The sequence below is a fragment of the Micromonospora sp. NPDC005305 genome (genome assembly GCF_040607315.1).
GTDB lineage: Bacteria > Actinomycetota > Actinomycetes > Mycobacteriales > Micromonosporaceae > Micromonospora.
Window position 1 is genome coordinate 1 of record NZ_JBEXGL010000030.1, and the last position, 19,736, is coordinate 19,736.

The window sequence follows — 19,736 nt, forward strand, 5'->3', positions numbered from 1 at the left end:
CGATTGGCGCTCACCCATGGACTACGAACGATCAGAGACCCGCCTGGAGGCCCAGGCCGCATAACGGAGCCCTCCACGAATCCAGGGGATTGACAGCTCGGCTACTGCCTCTTGCTTGCTGAGCCCATCGGTGATGCGGCGATGGGGCTAAGCGCGTGTTCGCTCGTCCTGGCGTATGCGGCACAGAGCGATGGTGTGCAGGGCGTGACTGGCGCCGCGGTCGCCTCCCTCGGTGGAGGCGGTGGCGGCGGACCGGTCCAGAGCTGGCCGGAATGAGGGTTGCGCCGCCGAGGTGGGCGAGGGCGGCTTCGGAGTGCAGGCGGTCGGGGTTGTCGCCGGCGGTGGTAGTGAGCAGCTGGGCGGCGACGTCGGGGCCGACGCCAAATAGGCCCATGGTTCCGGGTGCCGTTCTTGGGACGATGGGTGTCACCCAGTTGTTGGTTGATCAAGTCGCACGAGCGCTGTGACTAGTCTGTACGGGTGAATGCGCCCCGGCTCGATCGAACGACGTTGGAGTTTGCGATCGAGCTCTCAGAGCGCGCGGGCGCGCTCGCCGCCGAGAGGTTTTTCGCGGCTGATTTCGCGCTGGCGATCAAGCCGGACGGTACTGAGGTCACGGATGCTGACCTGGCCGTCGAGACGATGATCCGTGGCGAGTTGGCGGCACGCTTTCCGGCTGACGAGATCTACGGCGAGGAGACCGGTGCGACGGCAGGCACCTCCGGCCGGCGGTGGGTCATCGATCCGATCGATGGCACCAAGTACTTCGCGTATCGCATCCCCGTCTTCGGCACCAACCTTGCGCTTGAGGACGAGCACGGGCCAGCCCTTGCCGTGATCAACCAGCCCGTGGCCCGCCAACTGATCTATGCAGGTCGTGACTGCGGGTGCCGTTTGCGCATCGGCGGCAGGGATCTCCGACCGGTGCTGCGGGACAACCCCAACCTGGCCGCCGCCCGGGTGGAGCTCGTCAATCCGGCTGGCTGGCCCGCTGATCTGCTACTCACGCTGCATCGCCATACACGCATCGCCGGCCACCTGGGCGGTATCGGCGGTCTGCTCACCGGCCTGGTAGACGCGATGGTGATCGCGGGCCCTGAGATGGGATACGAGGACCTCGCACCGCTACCGCTGATTCTTGAGGAGGCTGGCGGAAGGGCGACCGACCTTCACGGTGGCCCCCTACTTACCGGAGACGGAACTGCCCTGCTCAGCACCGGACGCCATCATGACGCCCTGCTGGACCTGTTAGCGCCCGTTCTGACCGGCTGACTCCGCCGCCTTGGTCCTGTAGGCGTAGCCGGGTGAGACAGAGCATTCGATGCGCCACCGGGGCCGGGCAGCCGGCGGAACGAGCTTAAAGGACGTCGAACTCGTTGCCCTCTGGGTCGGCCATCGTCACGTGATCAGGCGTACCGTCCGGTTCGTCCACCCGGAGCACGGCCCCGCCCGCCGCTACCAGCTTGTCGACCACCGCCTGGACCCGCGGCCAGCGCACCTCGAACGGCTCTTGCCGGCCGCCGCCGACGTGGATGTCGAAGTGCATGCGGTTCTTGACTACCTTCGGCTCCGGCACCTTCAGGAACGAAACAGCGGGCCGGAAGCCGTCCGGGTCCTCGATGAAGGCGCCGTCGTCCCACTCGTCCTCAGGAATCTTGAAATGGGTCTGCCATTCCTCCCAGGTGGCGAACCCTTCCGGTGGGGCGGCCAGGACGTACCCCAGCGCGAGGCACCAGAACGCAGCCAGTTCGCGCGGGCGCGCGCAGTCGACGGTCAACGACCACTGCACGGACATCGCCCCACCATAGGCCGCTAAACGTCACACCGAGGGCCGGGCGAGTTCGGTCCGGCTACTCGCATTCGCCCGTGTGCAGCTCTGCACTCCATGCCGTACCCCGACCGAGGCGACGCCTCTTCAAGCACCGCCAGACATGGGGCGCACTAGCGCGTGTCGCGGGCACCGGACGGCGGTCTTCGTTGAGATCACCTCACTGGCCGTCTGACGCCTCGGCCGCCCCGATCTCTCGCCGCGGCTCACCCGCGGCATGCTTGCCCCGCTTCATCGGCTTGAACAGGGAGGTGACCCCCGCGCCGACGGTCCCGGCCGCACCGGCGATCGCCCCACCGACTCCCTTCACTGCGGTTAACGCCTGAGGCTCGTCAGGGACTCCATCGCCATCGAGGTCGACGCTTCGGAAGGGTCGGGTTACGGTGCCGGCTGCGTTCGCCACCCAATTGCCCGTAGCTTTGGCTGCGTCCTCGAGCGCCACGAGCGCCCGGTTCGGCTCATCCTCTTCTTCTTCCGCCGTGACATTGATCGGCACTGCGAGGTGGGCGGGGAACTCCGATGGCGCCTCGGCAAATGCCGTTCTCGCCGCCTCGACGACGTCGCGACCAAAGGCGAACCGAGCGACACCGCCAGCAACGGCGCCGACGCCGTACTCGATCGCTGCCTGCTGCCTGCCGTTCAAGCCGGAGCGCACGGTCTCCAACCGACCGGTCTGCACAGTCCGGACCAGGTCTTGTGCGGCGCCTCCTGGAAGGGTGTCCGCAAGGGTGTTGGCCCAATGCGACCAGTCTTTGCGGCCGGAGGCGATGCTGTGGCCGATGCCGACGTTGCCGTCCGTCGACGCGCTCGCGAGGTCGGTTGCCATGGCTGCGATCTGCTTCTGACTGACGCGTTCGTTGGACAGGCCGTAGACGAGAGCGTGGGCCTGGTCCCGGTCGAGATCCATACCGTGAATGTCGGCGATCGCGAGAGCGAAGATCGCGGTGATCTCGAACTGGAGTTGCTCATCACCAGCTGGCAGGAGTCCGGCGACCTTTTCGGCGCCTGTCTTCGCGGCGCTGAGCGCCGCGCCTTTCGCGAGCGCTTTCGCCGCCTCCTTGCCGGCCTTCTTCGCCGCGACCTTGCTAGCCTTCTTCGCCGCCTGGGCGCTCACAGTCTTGGCAGCCGTGGCGGCGCCACCGCCCGGGATCAGGGCGATACCGACGGCAGCGGCAATCGAGCCGGCAGTGACGATCCCCCCGGCGATGGTGATCGCAGCGACGTAGTGCCGCTCGAGCATCGTGATTACCTGGGCGGGAGTCGCGTGGGGGTTCCGCTTCCGCACCCTCATCACGTACTTGCGGGCGATCGCGTGCCGTGCGCTGACAGCCTTCGCGATCTCACGCTCGGCCTCTTCGTTGGGGAGTTCCGCCTCCAGGGTGATGTTCTCGACGTCAGTCACAGGATCGTCTCCCCCGCGGTCAGGTACTTCTCAGCGCCAGCTCAGCTGCACGAGTTTAGTTAGCGGACCGTGTCGCAGGCGACCCCGAACATCTCATCGCGCTGATAGCCGACAACCCAGCTTTGCCGCCCGCTGCCGGTGGTGGTCACAGACCGCCTCGCAAGCCCTGCCGTGGCCCTGGCCAACGCCGGGCTTCTTCACCGACGCTGGTGCCCGGCCGGCGACGTGCATCTGCCACCGCCGCCGGTCGCCTGTCAGAACCACCTGATCTGACAGGCATCCGGCAACCCTCGCGGCGCGGCCGTGACGCCGGCTGACACCGCAGGTCAGCACCACTTCCCGGCCACGGCGGGGGCAACGGGCGCTGACAGATCGGGCAGCTACCGTATCGGCCACACCACCCCACATTTCGCTGCATCCCGGTTCGGTCCCATCTCAGGGATCCCCGCCGCACCCCTGCGGTATCCGATGCCCACCCGCTTCGGCCGGTCGGCACACATCCCGCGCGGCGACCCCCTCGAGGACGACCAGCAACTCGCACCACTGCGTCTTCCCGTCCGCCTGAAACCGACCCGCGCCCCGTGGGCCGGTCACTCCTGTGCGCCCACGCGCAAGCCCATCAAAGGAGGATCACGCATGTCCCCTGTCAACGGCACTCCGCTGACCCGCCACGGCAGCCGGGTGCCCGCCGTCCCCGCACGACCGACCGCCACGACGGCCGCTCCGCCGTCAGGGCCCCGACCGGCCGCCTCCCGAGCGGCCGCCACCGCGTCGCGCCCGACCGTCACGCCGGCCCCGAGCGTCGCCACGATGGTGATCTGTCTGCCCGAGAAGTTGCCCGCCGCGGCGCTCACGAGCCACCACCTCGACACACACTTCGGTGTCACCGGCACCCTCACGGCGCTGTTCTGGGCGGCGCCGCAGCTGCGGCTCTGGCAGCACCACCTCATGATCGAGCTGCGCAAGGGCCGCCCCGCGCCGTGCGCGGGCGGACCGGTGCGGCTGCTCGACCTGGCTGGCATGCGCCACGCGGCCGCCGTGGGCGCCGGCATCCGCCACCAGGTCTGGCAGCGGGTCGTGCATGGCACGAGAGCGGCCACCCCTTGGCCGATGTTCGAAACCCGCCACCTCACCGACCCCGACCGCTACCCCCTTGAGTCCGCGGTCGCGGACTTCCATGCCCAGCCCCGCGTACAGGCCATGCGTCTGCACGCCGCCACCCTCGGTCCCGGGCAACCCTCCGTCGGGGAGCTGGAGATGTACCAGGCGGGCGAGGTCGCCTACCAGCACTACCGCGCCGCGAGTGCCGTCGCCGGTGATGCGATGCTCACCGCCGATGGCCGCAAGCTCGCCCCGGCCAGCGATGCCCTCGCTCACCGCATCACCTACCTGGAGCAGGCCCTGGCCCACCTTGATTCCCTCGGCCCACATCAGCGGCTGCTCGCCATCGCCCTTTAGTACGAGACAGGCCGCCGACCCCACTGTCACCTCAGGAACTCCGCCGCTCATTGTCTGACGCTGCCGCTGTCGGCCGCATCCGGCTATCGAGCTGCGGACCGCTGCCACTCCCCCGGGCCGGCCCAGTCGAACCGATCTCGCATCACCTCTGACCTGCCACGACTCCGGCCGGCGCGTCACCCGCCGCCAGGCGCGGTGGCTGCGCGCCGGCCGATGGACCGCCTGGAGGCGACCGGCGGGCCCCGCCAGCTCCCGGGCGCGGGGCTCTCTTTGAGCCGAGACCGGCGACAGGCCACTCTTTCCTCTTCCACATGCGATCCACAGGCGCTCCGTCACAACACACCGACTGTGCTCCGCGCCGAAAACGTGTGGCGCGCTGGCAGGACCTCCCTTGCCTGCCCTGCCACCGCCGCACTAGCTCGCGGGGTGCCGCTTCGGAGGTGTCGGAGCGGTTTCGGAAGCCGGGCGACGCCGAGGCGCCAAGAGGCAGCGGAAGCGTCGAGGCTACCTACCGCCGGCACGGACGAAGCTCCGAGCGGGCAGCCGCTAATGGACGGGTGCGGACGCGGCGCACAGAACCTGTAAGCGAGGCGTCGTCCTGCCGGTCAAGAGCGGGCCGCCAGGTCGTCGCGCTCCTCCGGGGTCATCTCCTGGTATGCGGTCCAGAAGGTCTGGAAGGACGCGGTCAGCTCCGTGCCGTAGGTGTTGCTGGTGGCTGCCTGGCGGAGGGTGAGTTGGCCGTCTTGGACTGCGGTGGCCATCTCGCGCAGCAGCGGGTTGTTGCTGCGGGCGAGTTGTTCCACGAGCTGGCGCAGGGCTTGGCCGCGCTGCTCGTCGGCGCCGGTGATGTCGTCCATGGCGTTCACGCCGTTGCCCCGGCAAGGGGGTGGTCGTAGCGGCCGCCGTCAGGGAGTGCCGGTAGGGCGACGGTGTCGAGGTCGCTGAGTTCGCGGGTGAGGGCGGCGCGGAAGACGAGGACGGCGGCGGCGATCTGTTGGCAAAGCTTTGTCGCTTCCGCCCAGATCCGGAACATGTTGGCGACTTCGGCGGCAGCGACGCCGTAGCCGACGAGCGCGCCGACACCGGTTTCGGCGGTGACGGTGCCGGCGGCAGCGGAGACGCCGGCGATGATGGCGGCGTCGATGAGGCCTTTGACGACACCGCCAAGGGATTCACCGGCGGACCACACGGCATCGGCCATCTCGCGGTATGCCTTGCTGATGGCGGACATGGGGGTGTGGAGGTCGGCGGTGGCGTTGGCGGTGGTGGTGAAGTAGCGGAAGGCTCCGTCGCCGGCGATGCCGTGCCAGAGGGGGCGCAGGGTGCTGCTGCCGGACTGGACGTTGTAGGCCAGGTCGTGCAGGGCGCCGCCGATGTTGTGGATGACGGGTGCCATGGTGGCCAGGGCTTCCCAGTCGCCGGAGACCTGGCTTTGGATCCTGCCGATGGGGTCGAAGCCGAACACGTGGTGGAAGACCTCGTTGAGCCAGCTCGCGGGGCTGAGGTAGTCCATCCACCCCAGCGGGTTCGCGGGCTTGTCCGGGTCGCCCGGGGTGTCGAGGTGGCCGCGGACGTCCCGGACGTCCACGAAGTTCGCCGGAGTGCAGGGGTTGTTCGCCAGTTCCAGCTCCAACGCGGTGACGCAGCGGTCGACCGCCGGTGGGAGACAGCGGTCGAGGCGGTCGGCGTTGGCCAGGTCGGTCGTGCGGTAGTAGCCGGCGGCGGCCCGCAGCTCGGGCGCGGAGTTCTCCAGGAGGCACGCGAGCCGGTTCAGGGTGCTGTTGAGGACCTCCACCGCGTGTTGGTGCGCCTCCTTGGCGATTTTGATCAGCTCGCCTCCCGTTGCGACGTCGGCGTGACAGTTGAGGTAGGCGCGGATCTCCCACACGTCGTCGGCGGCGCGATCGACCTGGCGAGCGAAGCCGACCAGCGCTTCCGGCGCGACTGACAGCGTCATCTGTGCGCCCTAGTCGGTGAGGAACATGCCGGTCACGCCCACCACGGCCAGGACGACGGCGACTGCGAGCACGTAGAGCCGCGGGCGCGGTTCCCGGACGAAATAGGTGGCCAGGCCGAACGCGCCGCTGAGGACCGACACGGCGTACCACGGGAAGCTCGCCGGGGTGACCTGGCCGATGAACAGCATCCAGGTGGCGATGACCGCGACGAAGACGGTGGCGTAGGCGATCCACTGCCGCAGGTTCCGGTAGGCGGTGTGCTGCAACCGGGCGACCGACTCCCGGTAGTCCTCCACCGCCGCGGCCCGTTCCTCGTCGCTGACCTGCCGCCGCTTGTTGCGGCTTCCAGCGCCCCGGCCCCCACTCATGCCGCAGAAGATACCAACGGCCGTCACGCCGCCGCTGCCCTGAGTAACGCCGACGGGCCATCTCGACCGCGAGCCACGAGCCGATCCACACACGCTGAGCTGGTGCGGGCTCGGCGGCAAGTCGCGCTCACCGCGAGCGCCATGCGCGCAAGAACCATCGTCGCCTCCCACCAGCTGGCGGCCTTGGCGCCATACACCGCCAACGCCTCGCTTTCGCCGGATCCGGCCACGTGATGCCCGGCTGCGCCGAACCAGGCTTCTGGCCTGTCCCGAGATGCGGTCCATGCACTTGATCAGCGCCGCCTTCGAAGCGTGGATCAGTGCGCGGACCCCCGACCCCGAATCGAACGATGAAAGGACAACTGGCATGACCGACATGCACACGGAAAGCCCTCCCGCGCACAGCGCGATCCAGGTCCTCGCGGCGCTAGCCGAACTCGGCCAAGCCACCGCCGCCGAAGTCGCCAAGCACGCCGGACTCGGCTACTCCACCACCACGCCGAAGCTGCGCGCTTGGGAAGGCTCCGGGCAGGCCGAGCGAGTCCGCACCGTCGACGGCCGCACCCTGTGGCGGCTCACCGACGCCGGCCGCGCCGCCACCGCCACCACCGCTACCCCGCCGCCAGCTGCGGCCGACGCACCCGCACCGGCCGCCGAACCCGAGGTTGCGCAGCTTGACGCCGCCGAGGCGCAGCTTCAGCCCGGTGACGCCGACCCGCCGGCCACCGTCGACACCACCGGCCCGCCCGACAGCTCTCCTGCCTCCCAGCAGGAGCTCGAGCCGGAAGTACCGGAGGCCGGGGAGCCCACCGCCGGCAACGTTGCGGGCAAGGCAACCGACCCGGCGTGCCAGACGCCGGCAGGCGGTCCCGACAGGGGCGACAGCCCGCGCGGCGAGGACCGCTCAACGGCGGGGCGCCGGAAGGGCGGGTCGCTGAGAGGGACGGTCCTGGACATCCTCGAAGCGCACCCCGACCGGGCCTACAGGACCGGCGAGCTGTGCAAGCTCATCGACGCCGCGAACGCCGGCACCGGCGCGGCCAAGGCCAGCGCCGGTGCGGTCGCCAACGCGGCCATCAAGCTCGTCGCCGCCGGCAAGGTGGTGCAGACCGTCGAGCGCCCCGCCACTTTCCAGCTCGCCCCCGGCAGCGGCGGCGAGTAGTCCACCTGTCCGGCAGCCCGAGGGCGGGCGTCGAAGTTGGCGCCTCACGCCCGCCCCCGGTGCTCCTTCACAGACAAGGAGCGTCCCGAGTGTCTCCCACCCTGAACACGATCGCTACCGCCACCGGCGGCATCCTCGCCGGCCTCGCCTTCGCCGGAGCCCTGCTCTGGCGGCAGCAGCAAGCCCTGCAGACGGCCCGCTACCAGGCCACCCACGACGACATCACTGACCTGCCCAACCGGCGGCTGTTCCTCACCCGGCTGCGTGCCGCGCTCGCCGACCGCACCCCGGTCGGAGTGGTGCTGCTCGACCTGGACCGGTTCAAGGCCGTCAACGACACCCTCGGCCACGACGCCGGCAACGACCTGCTCGAACGGATCGCACGGCTCCTGACCAACCTGCCCGCACCGGTGCAGATCGCGGCCCGGCTCTCCGGCGACGAGTTCGCCCTGCTCGTGTCCGGCGACCGGGACGACACCGCCGCCGTGGCCCACGCCGCCTGGCAGGTCATCGCCGCCGCCCCCATTCGCGTGGTCAACGGCGAGCTCCGGATGGCCGCCTCGGTCGGCCACACCCACAGCGGCAACCGGCACACCAGCCCCCGACAGCTGCTCGCCGAAGCCGACACGGCCATGTACCAGGCCAAGCGCTCCGGTAGCGGCGTGTGCGAGCACCATCCCCTAGCCGCCGCAGCTGGGCGGCGCAGCCGCGACCGCCACTACCGCTGACCACCGGGCGCCCGGCCCGCACGTCGCCGGCCGACATCCGCACCGGCCGTCACCGATGCCGGACCGCCGCGGCCGGCTGCCCCGGGTCTGCGCCGCCCGCGCGGCCCACCGGTCCCCCGCCCACCAATGGGCCCGTTCCTGATGCCGAGGACCCCGCAGCCGCCGGCTGCGGGGTCCTCGCCTTTCCCGCTCGATGACAAGGAGACCCCTGTGTTGTCCTTCGCCGCTGTCCACACCCTCGCCGGATGCCTGCTGGCCGTCGACGCCGACGCCGACGCGCTGGGCTGGGGCCGGCCCGTGACGCTGCTGCTCATCCACGACCGGCCGCTCATCACCGACGGGCCGACGCCGGTACGCCAGATGCGCAGCGTGGAGTTCCCGCTGCACCGCGACGACCTGCTCACCGACCGGGCCGGCCTGCCCGCGCTGCTGCACCGCCTCGCCACCAGCCTCGACGAGCGGAAGGCGGCCGTGCCCTACCCGGCCACCCTCGACGCCATCGTCCGGCTGATCCGCGCGACGCAGCCCGACGTGCGGCTGCTGGCCTGGGCCGCCTGCTACGACGACATACTCACCGTCGACGGCCAGCCGAGGCAGGTCCGGCGCATCGACGCCGTCGACACCGACGGCCGCGTCTACCAACTCACCCACCACCTGGGTGAGGACCACCCGCTGCTGCTCGTCGATGACGCCCCCGACCCGGACGACACCCCCGCCACCCAACCCGGCCTGGCCGCGCTGGTCGCCGCCACCGCCCGTCACCCCTACTGGAGCGCGTCGGGGGGCACGGCATGACCGGGCAGCTGCCGCCCGGCACCGGCCCTGACGAGCCGATCTTCACCGTGTGCGGGCCTGACGGCGCGTCCATCCGGTGCCGGGTCTGCGACGCGGTCGACCAGATCGTCTCCGACGAGGTGCCGTCCATGGCCGGCTACGGCGAGGACACCTACACCCGGTGCACCCGCTGCGGATCCGTCGAGACCACCGACCCGATCTTCGGCTGGCGCCCGCGGCCCGCCACCTGGCCGCCCCGCCCGGACCACGACGAGCCCTGACCGATAGGGCCCATCAGTTCCACCCGTCCCAAGTGGACGGCTCGGCCATACCGGCGGGCATCGCCACATGCAGCAGTGCCCGCGCCAGCCGCGGCAGGCCTGTCCGGGCCTCCCCACCACCCGAATGCGCCTGCCCGCCGCAAGGCGGGCGGGCGCACCCCATTTCATCCGCCTCTCAAAGGAGTCCTGTCCCGTGAGCAGCCACTGCTACGTCGGCGTCACCGAGCCCGACCGCCCGCACCTCGCGCGCGCCCGCTTCGTGCTCTGCGACGGCCACCCGAGCGTCATCCTGCCCAGCCTGGCCGCGATCTGGGCCGGGCCTGCCCACTACGACACTCGCGCGTTGGTCACCGCGATTCTCGCCTGCGACTGGGAGTACCTCGACCCGGACATCACCGCCGCGACCCGCTCGCCCTTCGCCGGCCAGCACCCGGTGCCGGGCGTCGGCATGATCCTGGCCTCGACCTGCGCCGACGCGACAGTGGACGTGCTGGAACCGCTCACCGTGTTCCCGTTGAGTCACGCCGGGCACCTCGACGTCGAATGGATCTACCTGCTTGACCCGGACACCGCCACGGTGGCCGTGTACACCGACGACGGCAGCCGCGTCGCCCGGTACCCCCTGTCCGGGTGCCTGCCCCGGTCCGCCGCGGCGAACCGGCGCATGGCAGAGCTTGGCGGCACGGCAGCGGCGGCGGGAGCGCCGCGGTGAGCGCCCGCGCACTCGCCGCCCTCGCCGCCGCGGTAGTCACGGTGGTGGTGCTGTGCGCGGGCGGGGTCGGCGCGCTGTTCACCGGCGGCGGCACCGCCTCGGCTGCCTGCTACGGCGCGGTCGGCGTCGACGGGCATGCCATGGAGGCAACCATGGTCGTGTCCCCGCCCGCGGCCGCCGGATGGAACAGCGACCAGGTGGCCAACGCCGCCGTGATCGTCGCCGTCGGCGCGCAGCTGAAGGTTCCGCCTCGGGGCCGGGTCATCGCGCTGGCCACTGCCATGCAGGAGTCGACCCTGCGCAACCTTCCCGGCGGGGACCGCGACTCGGTCGGGCTGTTCCAGCAGCGCCCGTCGCAGGGCTGGGGCACACCTGCCCAACTGCGGGAACCGCGCTACGCGGCCGGGCGGTTCTATCAGGCGCTGCTGGCCGTCGACGGCTGGCAGGCCATGGCGCTGACTGACGCCGCCCAGGCGGTGCAGCGATCCGCTTATCCCGGCGCGTACGTCCGCTGGGAGGACGACGCGATCGCCCTGGTCCGCGTCCTGACCGGCGGCACCCCAGCCGGGCCTGTCGCCGCCGATCTGGAGCAGGCCATGAGCGACCCGTTGTGCCTGTTCGACGGCGGCGACGGCCAGCCCGGCAGCGAGCAGGTGTCGCTCCCGCCGGGGTTCGCGCTGCCGCCGGGTACCTCGGCGCAGGTGGTGACGGCGGTCGGCTGGGCCCTGGCCCAGCTCGGCACCCCGTACACCTTCGGCGGGGACTGCACCGCACCCCATTCCGGTGTTCCCGCCCGCCAGTGCGACTGTTCCTCGCTGGTGCAGCAGGCGTATCGGGCGGCCGGCGTTGCCCTGCCACGGACCACGAGCGAGCAGGTCGACGCGGGCCAGCCTGTCACCGACTACCGGGACCTGCGGCCCGGGGACCTGCTGTTCATCCCCGGCAGCCGCGGCAGCGCGGCCCGCCCCGGCCACGTCGGCATGTACCTCGGTCAAGGGCTGATCGTGCAGGCCCCGCACGGCGGCGACGTCGTCAAGATCACCCACTTGGCCGGGTGGGTCGAGCAGCTGGCCGCGGTGCGCCGCGTCGCACCCAGTGGGCTCGCTCGCCCAACCGGGACCGGACACCCGCCTCGCGCTCTGACGACCAACTTCCAGGACCACGTGGACGGCCAGGCTGAGCGACAGCCAGCCACACGTGGCCTAACCTGCGACGCGACCATCCGGTCACCGATCCGACGGGCACCGTCACAATCCCTTGCAATGACGGCTGTTCTTAGCCATGTCTCAGCCGCGAGAGCACGAGGTCGTGCAGCAGGCCGTTAGTCACGATGGCAGTTCCACGGGCAGGGTCGGCACAGCCGCCCACGTCGCTGAACCTGCCGCCGGCCTCTTCCACAATGATCTGGCTCGGCGCCAGGTCCCAGACATACCCAGTGGGGTCGAGGGCGACATCCAACTTCCCCTCCGCCACTGCCATTTGCGCCAGGAAGCCACCTGATCCGAAAGTCCACCGCGCTTCCGAAACCAGCCCTACCAGGGGCTCCAGCAGCCGGCGGCCGCTCCACACCTCCAACTGGGCGAAGCTCAGGTGAGCCTCGGCCAAATCATCCACACCTGACACACGGGCAGGTCGGCCGTCGGCGAAAGCCCCACCACCGCGGGAAGCCCACCACCTGCGCTTCAGCGATGGCGCAGACACCACACCAACGACGGGGCGAGCGTCTTCCAGCAGCGCGATCAATGTTCCGTAGTGCGGCAGACCCCGAGCAAAGTTGTTGGTGTGGTCGATCGGATCGATCGTCCAGCAACGACCCTCTTGGATCTGCTCGCCATGCAGCTCCTCCGCGGCGATCGCGTCTCCCGGCCGACGCTCGGCCAACACCGCGGCGAGTTCCCGTTCCGTCGTCAGATCAGCTTCCGTCACCAAGCTGCGATCGGCCTTGACCGTGACGGCCGCGCCCGCATGGAAGAACCGGGTGTTGATCCTGTCGGCGCGCTCGGCGAGCTCCAGCGCCAAGCTCAGGTCCTGCTCATATCGGGCACCCACGGCCCGACCCTATCCCGGCCGTCCGCGGGAGGACCTCCAGGCACATGCCTGCGGAACGCCGAACGGATCTGGTTCGCATACAAGCGCTCTGCTCGTTGCTTCGACCCCGCCGCCCGCGAGGCCGGGCGGTTCCGCCGTGGCGCCTTCTGGTCGTTCCCGGAGCGTCACCACTTCTGTCCAGCAGAACGAAAGGGACATCGCATGACCGAATCACCAACAGCGTTGACGGGGACGGTGAGCTACCAACCGGGCGAGCGCGTCGCGCTCGAGCGCACCAGCGACCGGCACACTCTGCTTCGGCCGGGCGACGAGGGCACGGTGCGCCGCTACGACCCGCGCCAGCAGGTGCTGGACGTGCGGTGGGACAGCGGCTCCCATCTGGCGATGCTGCTCGGCGCAGGTGACCGCGTACGTCGCCTGCCCGCCACCAGCTGGAAGTGGGTGCTCGACGTCCTGCGCACCGCCGGACAGGCCGCCGGACGGGACGCCGCCGCATGGTGGGCGCAGGACACCATCGGCGGGCGGGCCACCGGAGACGTGGTCGCGGCTGCCCGGGAGATCCTCACCGCTATCGAGGCGGGCCGGGACATCGACGGGCTGCCGGTTGCCGACCCGTACACCCTGGCCGACGACGCCGACCAGTACGCCGAGCATGTCCCGCCTGGCGCGCCGGCATGGGAGCGGCCCACCGCGCAGCAGTGTGACCAGGCGCGGTGGGCGTGGTGCGACGGGTACGACGCCGCCGCCGAAGCCGAGGCGGCCCGGCAGTGCCGCGTGGTGCTGCACCCCGACGGCGACGACCGGGACCTGCACCATGTGTACCCGGACCGGGTGCGCCTGGGCGGGCCGGGCGTGTTCGCCGGCGACTGGGCGTGGGCCCCCAACGAGCACGGGGAGCTGCGCATCCCGGTCGGGTTCGTCGGGACCCTGGTCGACACGTGGAACGGGTGGGCGGTGTTCACCTGCACCCGGGAGGTGGCCGAGGCGATCGTCGCCGACCAGCACGATGCGCGCGACCGCTATCGGCAGCACCTCGCCGCCGACGGGATCATCGGTGAGCGGCAGGAGCAGATGGTCGACGAGTCGATGGCCCGCCTCCGGTTCGACGGCGACGTCATCGTGGCCGACGAGTCCCGGGTGTACGACGACCCGGACGCCGTCGACCGCATCACGGCCGACGTGCACGGCCGGTACACCGTGATGGGCCGCGCCTGGACCTGGACGGCGGTGCACCCCTACGACTGCGACCAGATCGCCGGCGACCTCCCTGGCCCGCCTGCGACGGCGGCTACCTGACCCGGCTTCCCCAGCTCATTCCCGGGTGAGGTCGTCCAGGTGCAGCCGGTACCACTGCTCGGCGGTGATCAGGTGCAGCACCGGGCCGCGGCCGATCGCGGTCACCTGCGGTGGGAGCGGGGCTGCGCCGGGCAGCACCAGCCGGTACTCACCGACGACTCGCATCGCCTGGCCAGCAAGTTCACCCACAACGAGGCGGTCCTGCTGCGGTCCGTACCCGCCGAGCAGTCCGACCCGGGTGCCGCTGACCGCCAAGGCCTTCGCCCCGAAGAACGGATTGCGCCAGCCGGCGACAGAGTCATCACGGATCTGCACGATCGGGAAGTCGCTGTAGTAGCAGGTCCACACCGATTCGTCGGTGACATTGACTGCATAGCAGTCGTCGATGGCACCCCATTGGTTGTCCGTGTGGGACGGGAATCGCCACGCCGGCTCGAGCTGCGGTGAGAAGCGCACCAGGCCCGTGTTGCCCATCGGCGGCGCCGAGTTGGGGTCGCCCCAGCCGTAGTTGCCGTAGACGCCTTCGTCGAAGTAGCCCACCCATACCTCTCCAGCGGTGGTGGTGAAGACGTGTTCGATGCCGTCACCGAGGGTCGCCTGCGCCTCGATGCGTCCGTCGCTGCCGTAGATCATGGCGTTGCGGTCCGGGCCGTCCTTGCGCCACCGGCAGCGGGCTCCGACCACCAGTACCCGCCCGTCGGGCAGGGGCTGGACCGAAGGGTGGGCCAGCGTCAACCCGGGCAACTCGGTCACGTCGACGGTGTCCCCCGCCTGCCTGGTCACTCGGGCGGTCACGGGTCGGGCCGCCGTCGGGTCGGGGAATGTCGCCCAGCCGGGTTGGGTGGTGACCGACCGCAGGGCCGCCTCGTCCTCGGATGTCGACCACAGCGCTACCAGCTCACCGGCAGGCCCGATGGAGGCCGACACGAGCGCGTCACGCGGGTCAGCCCGCAGGACCTGCGAACCCTCGCCGAGCTCCCACGTCGGCAGCGCCCGGCTCGTCTGCTTCCTCTTGCGCCATCGGCCCTTCCAGCTCGTCACCCCGGTACCTCATCACCTCACCACACCGCTGCGCCAGCCGATTCGATCTGCGGCAGACGCCCCCACGGCGGCGGCATACCGAGACGCGCTCACCACCACACAAGCGTTCCGTGGCTGCCAGACGGCCGGACGACATGAAGCGACACGACCGACAACGAGGAGCACCAACATGTTCGATGACCCTGCCGACGAGTTCGGCGAGTACGCCCACGAGGAGATCCTCCAGGCCCTCGTCCGGAGCTTGCTGACCAGCGCCGACCTGGATCAGCTCTGCGACGAGGCCGACCTGCCCCTGCTCACCCACGACGACGGCACCCCGGTGACCGTCACCTCCGCCCGCGTCTACCGCGACGCCGGCGTCATGACCCTCGACCGTGGCGTGTGGCTGGAGCTGTCCGACGGCAGCGTCTTCGGCCTGACGGTGAGCATCGCCCGCCGCCCCCGCGACGAGGTCACCCTCCGCCGCAGGTAGTCCCTCACCACCGGATCGACTTGATCGATCCGGGATTGGGTGCGTTCCTTGTCGTCGCCCACCGCCGGTGGCGGCGACACCACCACCCCGGCAGCCCTTCCTGGGCTGCCCTTTGAGCACCTCACGGAGTTGCTGATCGGCCCCTGCCAGGGGCTGTTCCAGTACCTGCCCGTCTCCGCCGCGCGAATACCGCACCAGCTGCCCGCGCACCCGGAGACGGGTGCGCGGGCCCCTATGACAGGAGGACTCGCATGGACCCTGCAACCTCACCCGACCCCAGCGACCCCACCCCGCAGCCAGCCGACGGCCGCCGGCCCGGCTACCTCTACCGGCAAGTCGCCGCTCACCTCGCCGCCCACCCCGATCAGGTGTTCAAGGTCGGCGAACTCACCGCGGCGATCGCCGCCCCGTCCACCGGGGCGGTGTTTGAGGCGTTGAAGAAGATGGCGGCGGCCGGGTATGCCACCCACACCACGGGCCCGCACCGGTTCCAGATCACGCAGGCCGGTGTCGACGCCGCCGGGACTTTGCCACCGCCCGCCCCGCGTACACCCCGCCAAGGACGTCGCGGGGCGGGTCGGCGGCAGCCGGTCACACGCCCCAACGGGGACCTGTATTTCCCGCGCAAGCTCGCGGGGGCGACCGATGTGGACGTACTGCGCCGGCTACGCGAAAAGCGTATACCGGTGCTGCTCTACGGCCCGCCCGGCACCGGCAAGACCGCCCTGGTCGAGGCCGCCTTCCCGGACCTGCTCACCGTCGCCGGCACCGGCGACACCGTCGTGGAGGACTTCCTCGGCAACTTCATCCCGCTGCCCGACGGCGGTTTCGAGTTCGTCTACGGGCCCCTCGTGACGGCTATGCGCGAGGGGCGGGCGTTGCTGGTCGACGACGCGACCCTCATTCCGCCGAAGGTCCTCGCGGTGCTCTACCCGGCGATGGACGGACGGCGGGTCATCACCATTCCCGGCTACCGCAACGAACGCGTCGACGCCGCCGACGGCTTCTACGTCATCGCCGGCCACAACCCGGGGGTGCACGGCGCGATCCTCACCGAAGCGCTCGCCTCCCGGTTCGACGTGCACATCGAGGTCACCACCGACTGGGACCTCGCCCGCCACCTCGGCGTCCCCTCCCCCGCCGTGGCCGCCGCCGTCGCACTCAACGGTGATCTGGCCTCCGGGCGGGTCAGCTGGGCGCCGCAACTACGGGAGCTGCTCGGCTTCGCCCGCGTCCGCAAAACCCTCGGCCTGCCCGCCGCGGCCGCCAACCTCGCCGGCCGCGCACCTGAGGAGGACCGGGAGCAGGTTCTCGCCGCGCTGCGGCAGCACTTCGGCACCGAGATCACCCCGCTGACCCTCGGCAAGCAGCGCTAATCCCCTGGAAGGAGTACTGATGCCTCAACCACACCACCTGCAGCCCAGCCCGACCCCGCCCACTGGCGGCGACCCGGCTTGGCGGGAGTGGAGCGACGCCTGGACACGGCATGTCCCGGTCCTGACCGGCCGGACCGATCTGACCGTCACCGTCGCCCCCGGCGCCGGCGGCGGCGCACCGGCCTGCTTCTACCCGGCGGCCGGCCGCATCGAAGTCGACGCCACCCACATCGGCACCCCCGACGTCGCCAACCCCCGCCGCGCCGGCCACAAGCGCCTCGTCCCGACCGCCTACGGGCTGCTCGTTCACGAAGCCGCCCACGCCGTCCACAGCCAATGGAGCACCCCGCCCGGCACACCGCCCGTCGTCGCCGCCGTCGCCGAACTGCTCGAGGAGTCCCGCATCGAGAACCGGCACCGCGCCCGCCGCCGGGCAGACCGGCGGTGGCTGCGCCACACCGTCACCACCCTGGTCAGCCCCGCTGACGCCCCCGTCGACGACCTGTGGCACGCAGGCCAGCTCGCCGGCCTGCTCCTGGCCCGGGTCGACGCCCGCATCCTCACCGCCAAAGACATCAAAGGTGTCCGCGCCGCCGTCACCGCCATCCTCGGCCGCCGAAGGCTGCTGCAGCTGCGCGACGTGTGGCGCGACGCCCACACCGTCGGCGACACCGACGCCGAGGCGATGATCGGCCTGGCGTGGCGGTGGTGCCGGATCCTCGGCATCGACCCCCGCCGCCAATCGGACACTCCCACCGTCGATGCGGGCGTGTTCGCCGGTGTGCTTGCCCAGGCACTGGCGGACTACCTCGCCCACACCGCAGGGCTCACTCCCGCGCAGTATCGGGCGCAGCAGCTCAACGCTCGGTTCTCCGCGCCCACCACCTGGTCGCTGCGGGACCCCACCGACGCCGAACGCGCCGCCGCCCGCGCCCTCGCCGCCCGGCTACGGCGGGCCCGCACCCACCAGCCGGAACCCGACACCCGGCCCAGCCTCGCCCCGCCGGGACGGCTGCGCACCCGCCACGCCATCACCGCGAAGGCGCAGATCGCCGCCGGCGCCGTGCCGACGGCTACCCCGTGGCAGCGCCGCGCTCAGGTGCCGCCGCCGAAGCCGACCCTGTACCTCGGGGTCATCGTCGACGCATCCTTCTCCATGCACCCCTGGGCGGCACCGATGTCGTCGGCCGGGTGGATCCTCGCCCACGCCGCCCGCGCCAATCAGGCGGTCACCGCCACCATCGCCTTCGGCAGCGACGTCACCCTGCTCGTCCCACCCCGCCAGCACCCCCAGCAGGTCCTCGAGCTGCGGGCCGACGGCGGCAGCGCGGCGTTCACCGACGCGGTGAAACTCGCCGACGAGCTGCTGCAGCTGCGCCAGCCTGGCCGGCTGCGGATGCTCACCGTCGTCTCCGACGGCGACCTACCCGACATCGCACCCGCCCAACGGCTGATCACCACCTTGCACCGGACCGGCTGCGCCGTGCTGTGGCTGCGCCCCGCCGACCTGCCCGGGCACACCTTCACCGACACCACCACCCTCACCGTGGCCGACCCCGTGCAGGCCATCGGGCACATCGCCAACGCCGCGGTCAGCGCCCTCGAGCGCGCCTGACACCTTCCGGCGGCCCCACACCGGACGGGCCGAACCGCGCCGCCCACAGGGCCGCGGGCGCCGCCACACCTCACCGGCTGGCCAGCAGGCCCGCGGATCCCGTCCCGCACCTCCATCGCCGTTGCCGGATACCGGCGCGACATTCGCGCGCCCCCGGAACGGCCGATCGACCCTGCCCGACTCCACCTCACCGAACGACAGGAGAAACCATGACCGAGTTCAACCGGCTGCTGGTCGGCTCACCGGCCGACCTGCTCACCGCAGTGCCGTACTTGCTGGGCTTTCACCCCACCGACAGTTTCGTCACCGTCGGCGTCGCCGGCACCCGAGTCGTCGTCGCAGGCCGCGCCGACCTTCCCGAACCCTCCCAGGTCGCCGCCTGGATCGAGGGAATGGCCCGGTCGCAGGTCCGCCTGCTGCGCCACGCCGCCGCCACTCGCGTCATCGTGATCGGCTACGGGCCCGCGACCGCCGTCACCCCGGTCATGGACGCCATGACCCCACGCCTCACCGCCGCGGGCCTCGACATCCTCGACGCCCTGCGGGTCACCGACGGCCGCTACTACTCCTACCTCTGCCAGGACCCCGCCTGCTGCCCCACCGACGGGACGCCCTTCGACCCCCACCGCAGCGACGTCACGATGCACGCCATCGTCGCCGGCTGCCGAGCCCTGCCCGATCGGGCGGCGCTCGTCGCCAGCATCGCCCCCACCAGCGGGGCCGCCCGCATCGCCCTTACCCGCGCCACCGTCCAGGCCCGCGCCCGCCGCCGCGCGCTGCTCGCCGCGGCCGGACACGACGGCCTGGTCCGCGCCGGCGTCGACGCGGTGACCGCCGCGTTCGCCCGCTACCGCGACGAGCAGGTCCTCAGCGATGACGAGCTGGCCTGGCTGACCGTGCTGCTCACCGACCCGGTGATCCGCGACGCCGCCTGGCAGGTCAGCGACGACTGGCAGGTGCCCATGTGGACCGACATCACCCGCCGCGCCCACCCGCCCCTCGCGGCGGCGCCGGCCAGCCTGCTCGCCTTCACCGCCTGGCGATGCGGCGAAGGCGCCCTGGCGTCCGTCGCCGTGGACCGTGCCCTCGCCGCCGACCCCGACTACAGCCTCGCGCAGGTGATCGACCAAGCGCTACGCGCCGGGCTTCCCCCGTCCGTGCTGGATGGCTGGCCCCACATCGACCAGCCCCCGTTCTGACCGCCGGGAAAAACGCC

General features: G+C 71.2%; 21 protein-coding genes. 13 read left to right on the forward strand and 8 right to left on the reverse strand.

The genetic code is table 11. From position 1 onward, the window contains the following. Positions 1-31 precede the first annotated feature (31 nt). Positions 32-394, reverse strand: a complete 363-nt coding sequence (locus ABZS80_RS30200) for a transposase (protein ID WP_355061270.1) — start codon at positions 392-394, stop codon at positions 32-34. 86 nt (positions 395-480) lie between these two features. Here ABZS80_RS30200 and ABZS80_RS30205 point away from each other — a divergent pair, with 86 nt between their 5' ends. Further along, positions 481-1,272 (forward strand): inositol monophosphatase family protein, encoded by a 792-nt coding sequence (locus ABZS80_RS30205; RefSeq protein WP_355061173.1) that lies wholly within the window; start codon positions 481-483, stop codon positions 1,270-1,272. Positions 1,273-1,357: 85 nt separating this feature from the next. Here ABZS80_RS30205 and ABZS80_RS30210 read toward each other — a convergent pair whose 3' ends face one another. Both ABZS80_RS30210 and ABZS80_RS30215 read right to left on the reverse strand, forming a co-directional pair. Next, positions 1,358-1,795 (reverse strand): VOC family protein, encoded by a 438-nt coding sequence (locus ABZS80_RS30210; RefSeq protein WP_355061175.1) that lies wholly within the window; start codon positions 1,793-1,795, stop codon positions 1,358-1,360. A 193-nt stretch (positions 1,796-1,988) separates the two neighbouring features. Beyond that, on the reverse strand, positions 1,989-3,230 hold the full coding sequence (locus tag ABZS80_RS30215; protein ID WP_355061177.1) for a hypothetical protein: 1,242 nt from the start codon (positions 3,228-3,230) through the stop codon (positions 1,989-1,991). An 810-nt stretch (positions 3,231-4,040) separates the two neighbouring features. On the opposite strand from ABZS80_RS30215, the gene ABZS80_RS30220 reads away from it, so the two are divergent. Further along, a complete protein-coding gene (locus tag ABZS80_RS30220; RefSeq protein ID WP_355061179.1) occupies positions 4,041-4,688 on the forward strand; it encodes a hypothetical protein in 648 nt (215 codons plus the stop codon). Between the two features lie 605 nt (positions 4,689-5,293). Here the strand turns inward: ABZS80_RS30220 and ABZS80_RS30225 are convergent. The 3 genes from ABZS80_RS30225 to ABZS80_RS30235 are packed head-to-tail and all read right to left on the reverse strand — an operon-like array spanning position 5,294 to position 7,014. Next, positions 5,294-5,545: a hypothetical protein gene (locus ABZS80_RS30225; protein WP_355061181.1), complete on the reverse strand. Its 252-nt coding sequence runs from the start codon at positions 5,543-5,545 to the stop codon at positions 5,294-5,296. Between the two features lie 5 nt (positions 5,546-5,550). Beyond that, positions 5,551-6,645, reverse strand: coding sequence for a type VII secretion target (locus tag ABZS80_RS30230; RefSeq protein ID WP_355061183.1), 1,095 nt, complete (start codon positions 6,643-6,645; stop codon positions 5,551-5,553). Positions 6,646-6,654: 9 nt separating this feature from the next. Next, the gene (locus ABZS80_RS30235) at positions 6,655-7,014 is read right to left on the reverse strand and encodes a hypothetical protein (protein WP_355061185.1); all 360 of its coding nucleotides are present in this window, start codon (positions 7,012-7,014) and stop codon (positions 6,655-6,657) included. Between the two features lie 367 nt (positions 7,015-7,381). On the opposite strand from ABZS80_RS30235, the gene ABZS80_RS30240 reads away from it, so the two are divergent. The 6 genes from ABZS80_RS30240 to ABZS80_RS30265 all read left to right on the forward strand — a co-directional run bounded on the left by ABZS80_RS30240 (position 7,382) and on the right by ABZS80_RS30265 (position 11,996). Beyond that, positions 7,382-8,176: a MarR family transcriptional regulator gene (locus ABZS80_RS30240; protein ID WP_355061186.1), complete on the forward strand. Its 795-nt coding sequence runs from the start codon at positions 7,382-7,384 to the stop codon at positions 8,174-8,176. Positions 8,177-8,265: 89 nt separating this feature from the next. After that, complete coding sequence (locus tag ABZS80_RS30245) at positions 8,266-8,904, forward strand: GGDEF domain-containing protein (RefSeq protein WP_355061188.1); 639 nt, start codon at positions 8,266-8,268, stop codon at positions 8,902-8,904. 210 nt (positions 8,905-9,114) lie between these two features. Further along, positions 9,115-9,699 carry a hypothetical protein gene (locus ABZS80_RS30250; RefSeq protein ID WP_355061189.1) on the forward strand — a complete coding sequence of 195 codons (585 nt, stop codon included), beginning with the start codon at positions 9,115-9,117 and terminating at the stop codon, positions 9,697-9,699. Then, on the forward strand, positions 9,696-9,959 hold the full coding sequence (locus ABZS80_RS30255; RefSeq protein WP_355061191.1) for a hypothetical protein: 264 nt from the start codon (positions 9,696-9,698) through the stop codon (positions 9,957-9,959). Before ABZS80_RS30250 ends, ABZS80_RS30255 begins: the two co-directional genes overlap by 4 nt. Positions 9,960-10,152: 193 nt before the next feature. Next, a complete protein-coding gene (locus ABZS80_RS30260; protein ID WP_355061193.1) occupies positions 10,153-10,671 on the forward strand; it encodes a hypothetical protein in 519 nt (172 codons plus the stop codon). Next, on the forward strand, positions 10,668-11,996 hold the full coding sequence (locus tag ABZS80_RS30265) for a C40 family peptidase (RefSeq protein ID WP_355061195.1): 1,329 nt from the start codon (positions 10,668-10,670) through the stop codon (positions 11,994-11,996). Before ABZS80_RS30260 ends, ABZS80_RS30265 begins: the two co-directional genes overlap by 4 nt. On the opposite strand, the gene ABZS80_RS30270 is transcribed toward ABZS80_RS30265, so the two are convergent. After that, complete coding sequence (locus ABZS80_RS30270; RefSeq protein WP_355061197.1) at positions 11,947-12,720, reverse strand: inositol monophosphatase family protein; 774 nt, start codon at positions 12,718-12,720, stop codon at positions 11,947-11,949. The two genes, ABZS80_RS30265 and ABZS80_RS30270, sit on opposite strands and share 50 nt — an antisense overlap. A 201-nt stretch (positions 12,721-12,921) precedes the next feature. On the opposite strand from ABZS80_RS30270, the gene ABZS80_RS30275 reads away from it, so the two are divergent. Then, the gene (locus ABZS80_RS30275) at positions 12,922-14,016 is read left to right on the forward strand and encodes a DUF4314 domain-containing protein (protein WP_355061198.1); all 1,095 of its coding nucleotides are present in this window, start codon (positions 12,922-12,924) and stop codon (positions 14,014-14,016) included. A gap of 15 nt (positions 14,017-14,031) precedes the next feature. On the opposite strand, the gene ABZS80_RS30280 is transcribed toward ABZS80_RS30275, so the two are convergent. Continuing rightward, a complete protein-coding gene (locus ABZS80_RS30280; protein ID WP_355061200.1) occupies positions 14,032-14,751 on the reverse strand; it encodes a hypothetical protein in 720 nt (239 codons plus the stop codon). Between the two features lie 475 nt (positions 14,752-15,226). On the opposite strand from ABZS80_RS30280, the gene ABZS80_RS30285 reads away from it, so the two are divergent. From ABZS80_RS30285 to ABZS80_RS30300, 4 genes are all read left to right on the forward strand, one after another. After that, on the forward strand, positions 15,227-15,529 hold the full coding sequence (locus ABZS80_RS30285) for a hypothetical protein (protein WP_355061202.1): 303 nt from the start codon (positions 15,227-15,229) through the stop codon (positions 15,527-15,529). Between the two features lie 251 nt (positions 15,530-15,780). After that, a complete protein-coding gene (locus tag ABZS80_RS30290) occupies positions 15,781-16,905 on the forward strand; it encodes an AAA family ATPase (RefSeq protein WP_355061204.1) in 1,125 nt (374 codons plus the stop codon). Between the two features lie 19 nt (positions 16,906-16,924). Continuing rightward, positions 16,925-18,520 carry a VWA domain-containing protein gene (locus ABZS80_RS30295; protein WP_355061206.1) on the forward strand — a complete coding sequence of 532 codons (1,596 nt, stop codon included), beginning with the start codon at positions 16,925-16,927 and terminating at the stop codon, positions 18,518-18,520. Between the two features lie 209 nt (positions 18,521-18,729). After that, the gene (locus ABZS80_RS30300) at positions 18,730-19,719 is read left to right on the forward strand and encodes a DUF4192 domain-containing protein (RefSeq protein WP_355061208.1); all 990 of its coding nucleotides are present in this window, start codon (positions 18,730-18,732) and stop codon (positions 19,717-19,719) included. Positions 19,720-19,736 lie beyond the last annotated feature (17 nt).

Bases quoted from the DNA above. Each gene is read 5' to 3' on its own strand.
- ABZS80_RS30200 (WP_355061270.1), bottom strand. From the start codon at position 394: ATGGGCCTATTTGGCGTCGGCCCCGACGTCGCCGCCCAGCTGCTCACT.
- ABZS80_RS30210 (WP_355061175.1), bottom strand. From the start codon at position 1,795: ATGTCCGTGCAGTGGTCGTTGACCGTCGACTGCGCGCGCCCGCGCGAA.
- ABZS80_RS30220 (WP_355061179.1), top strand. From the start codon at position 4,041: ATGGTGATCTGTCTGCCCGAGAAGTTGCCCGCCGCGGCGCTCACGAGC.
- ABZS80_RS30225 (WP_355061181.1), bottom strand. From the start codon at position 5,545: ATGGACGACATCACCGGCGCCGACGAGCAGCGCGGCCAAGCCCTGCGC.
- ABZS80_RS30230 (WP_355061183.1), bottom strand. From the start codon at position 6,645: ATGACGCTGTCAGTCGCGCCGGAAGCGCTGGTCGGCTTCGCTCGCCAG.
- ABZS80_RS30235 (WP_355061185.1), bottom strand. From the start codon at position 7,014: ATGAGTGGGGGCCGGGGCGCTGGAAGCCGCAACAAGCGGCGGCAGGTC.
- ABZS80_RS30240 (WP_355061186.1), top strand. From the start codon at position 7,382: ATGACCGACATGCACACGGAAAGCCCTCCCGCGCACAGCGCGATCCAG.
- ABZS80_RS30255 (WP_355061191.1), top strand. From the start codon at position 9,696: ATGACCGGGCAGCTGCCGCCCGGCACCGGCCCTGACGAGCCGATCTTC.
- ABZS80_RS30275 (WP_355061198.1), top strand. From the start codon at position 12,922: ATGACCGAATCACCAACAGCGTTGACGGGGACGGTGAGCTACCAACCG.
- ABZS80_RS30285 (WP_355061202.1), top strand. From the start codon at position 15,227: ATGTTCGATGACCCTGCCGACGAGTTCGGCGAGTACGCCCACGAGGAG.
- ABZS80_RS30290 (WP_355061204.1), top strand. From the start codon at position 15,781: ATGGACCCTGCAACCTCACCCGACCCCAGCGACCCCACCCCGCAGCCA.
- ABZS80_RS30295 (WP_355061206.1), top strand. From the start codon at position 16,925: ATGCCTCAACCACACCACCTGCAGCCCAGCCCGACCCCGCCCACTGGC.
- ABZS80_RS30300 (WP_355061208.1), top strand. From the start codon at position 18,730: ATGACCGAGTTCAACCGGCTGCTGGTCGGCTCACCGGCCGACCTGCTC.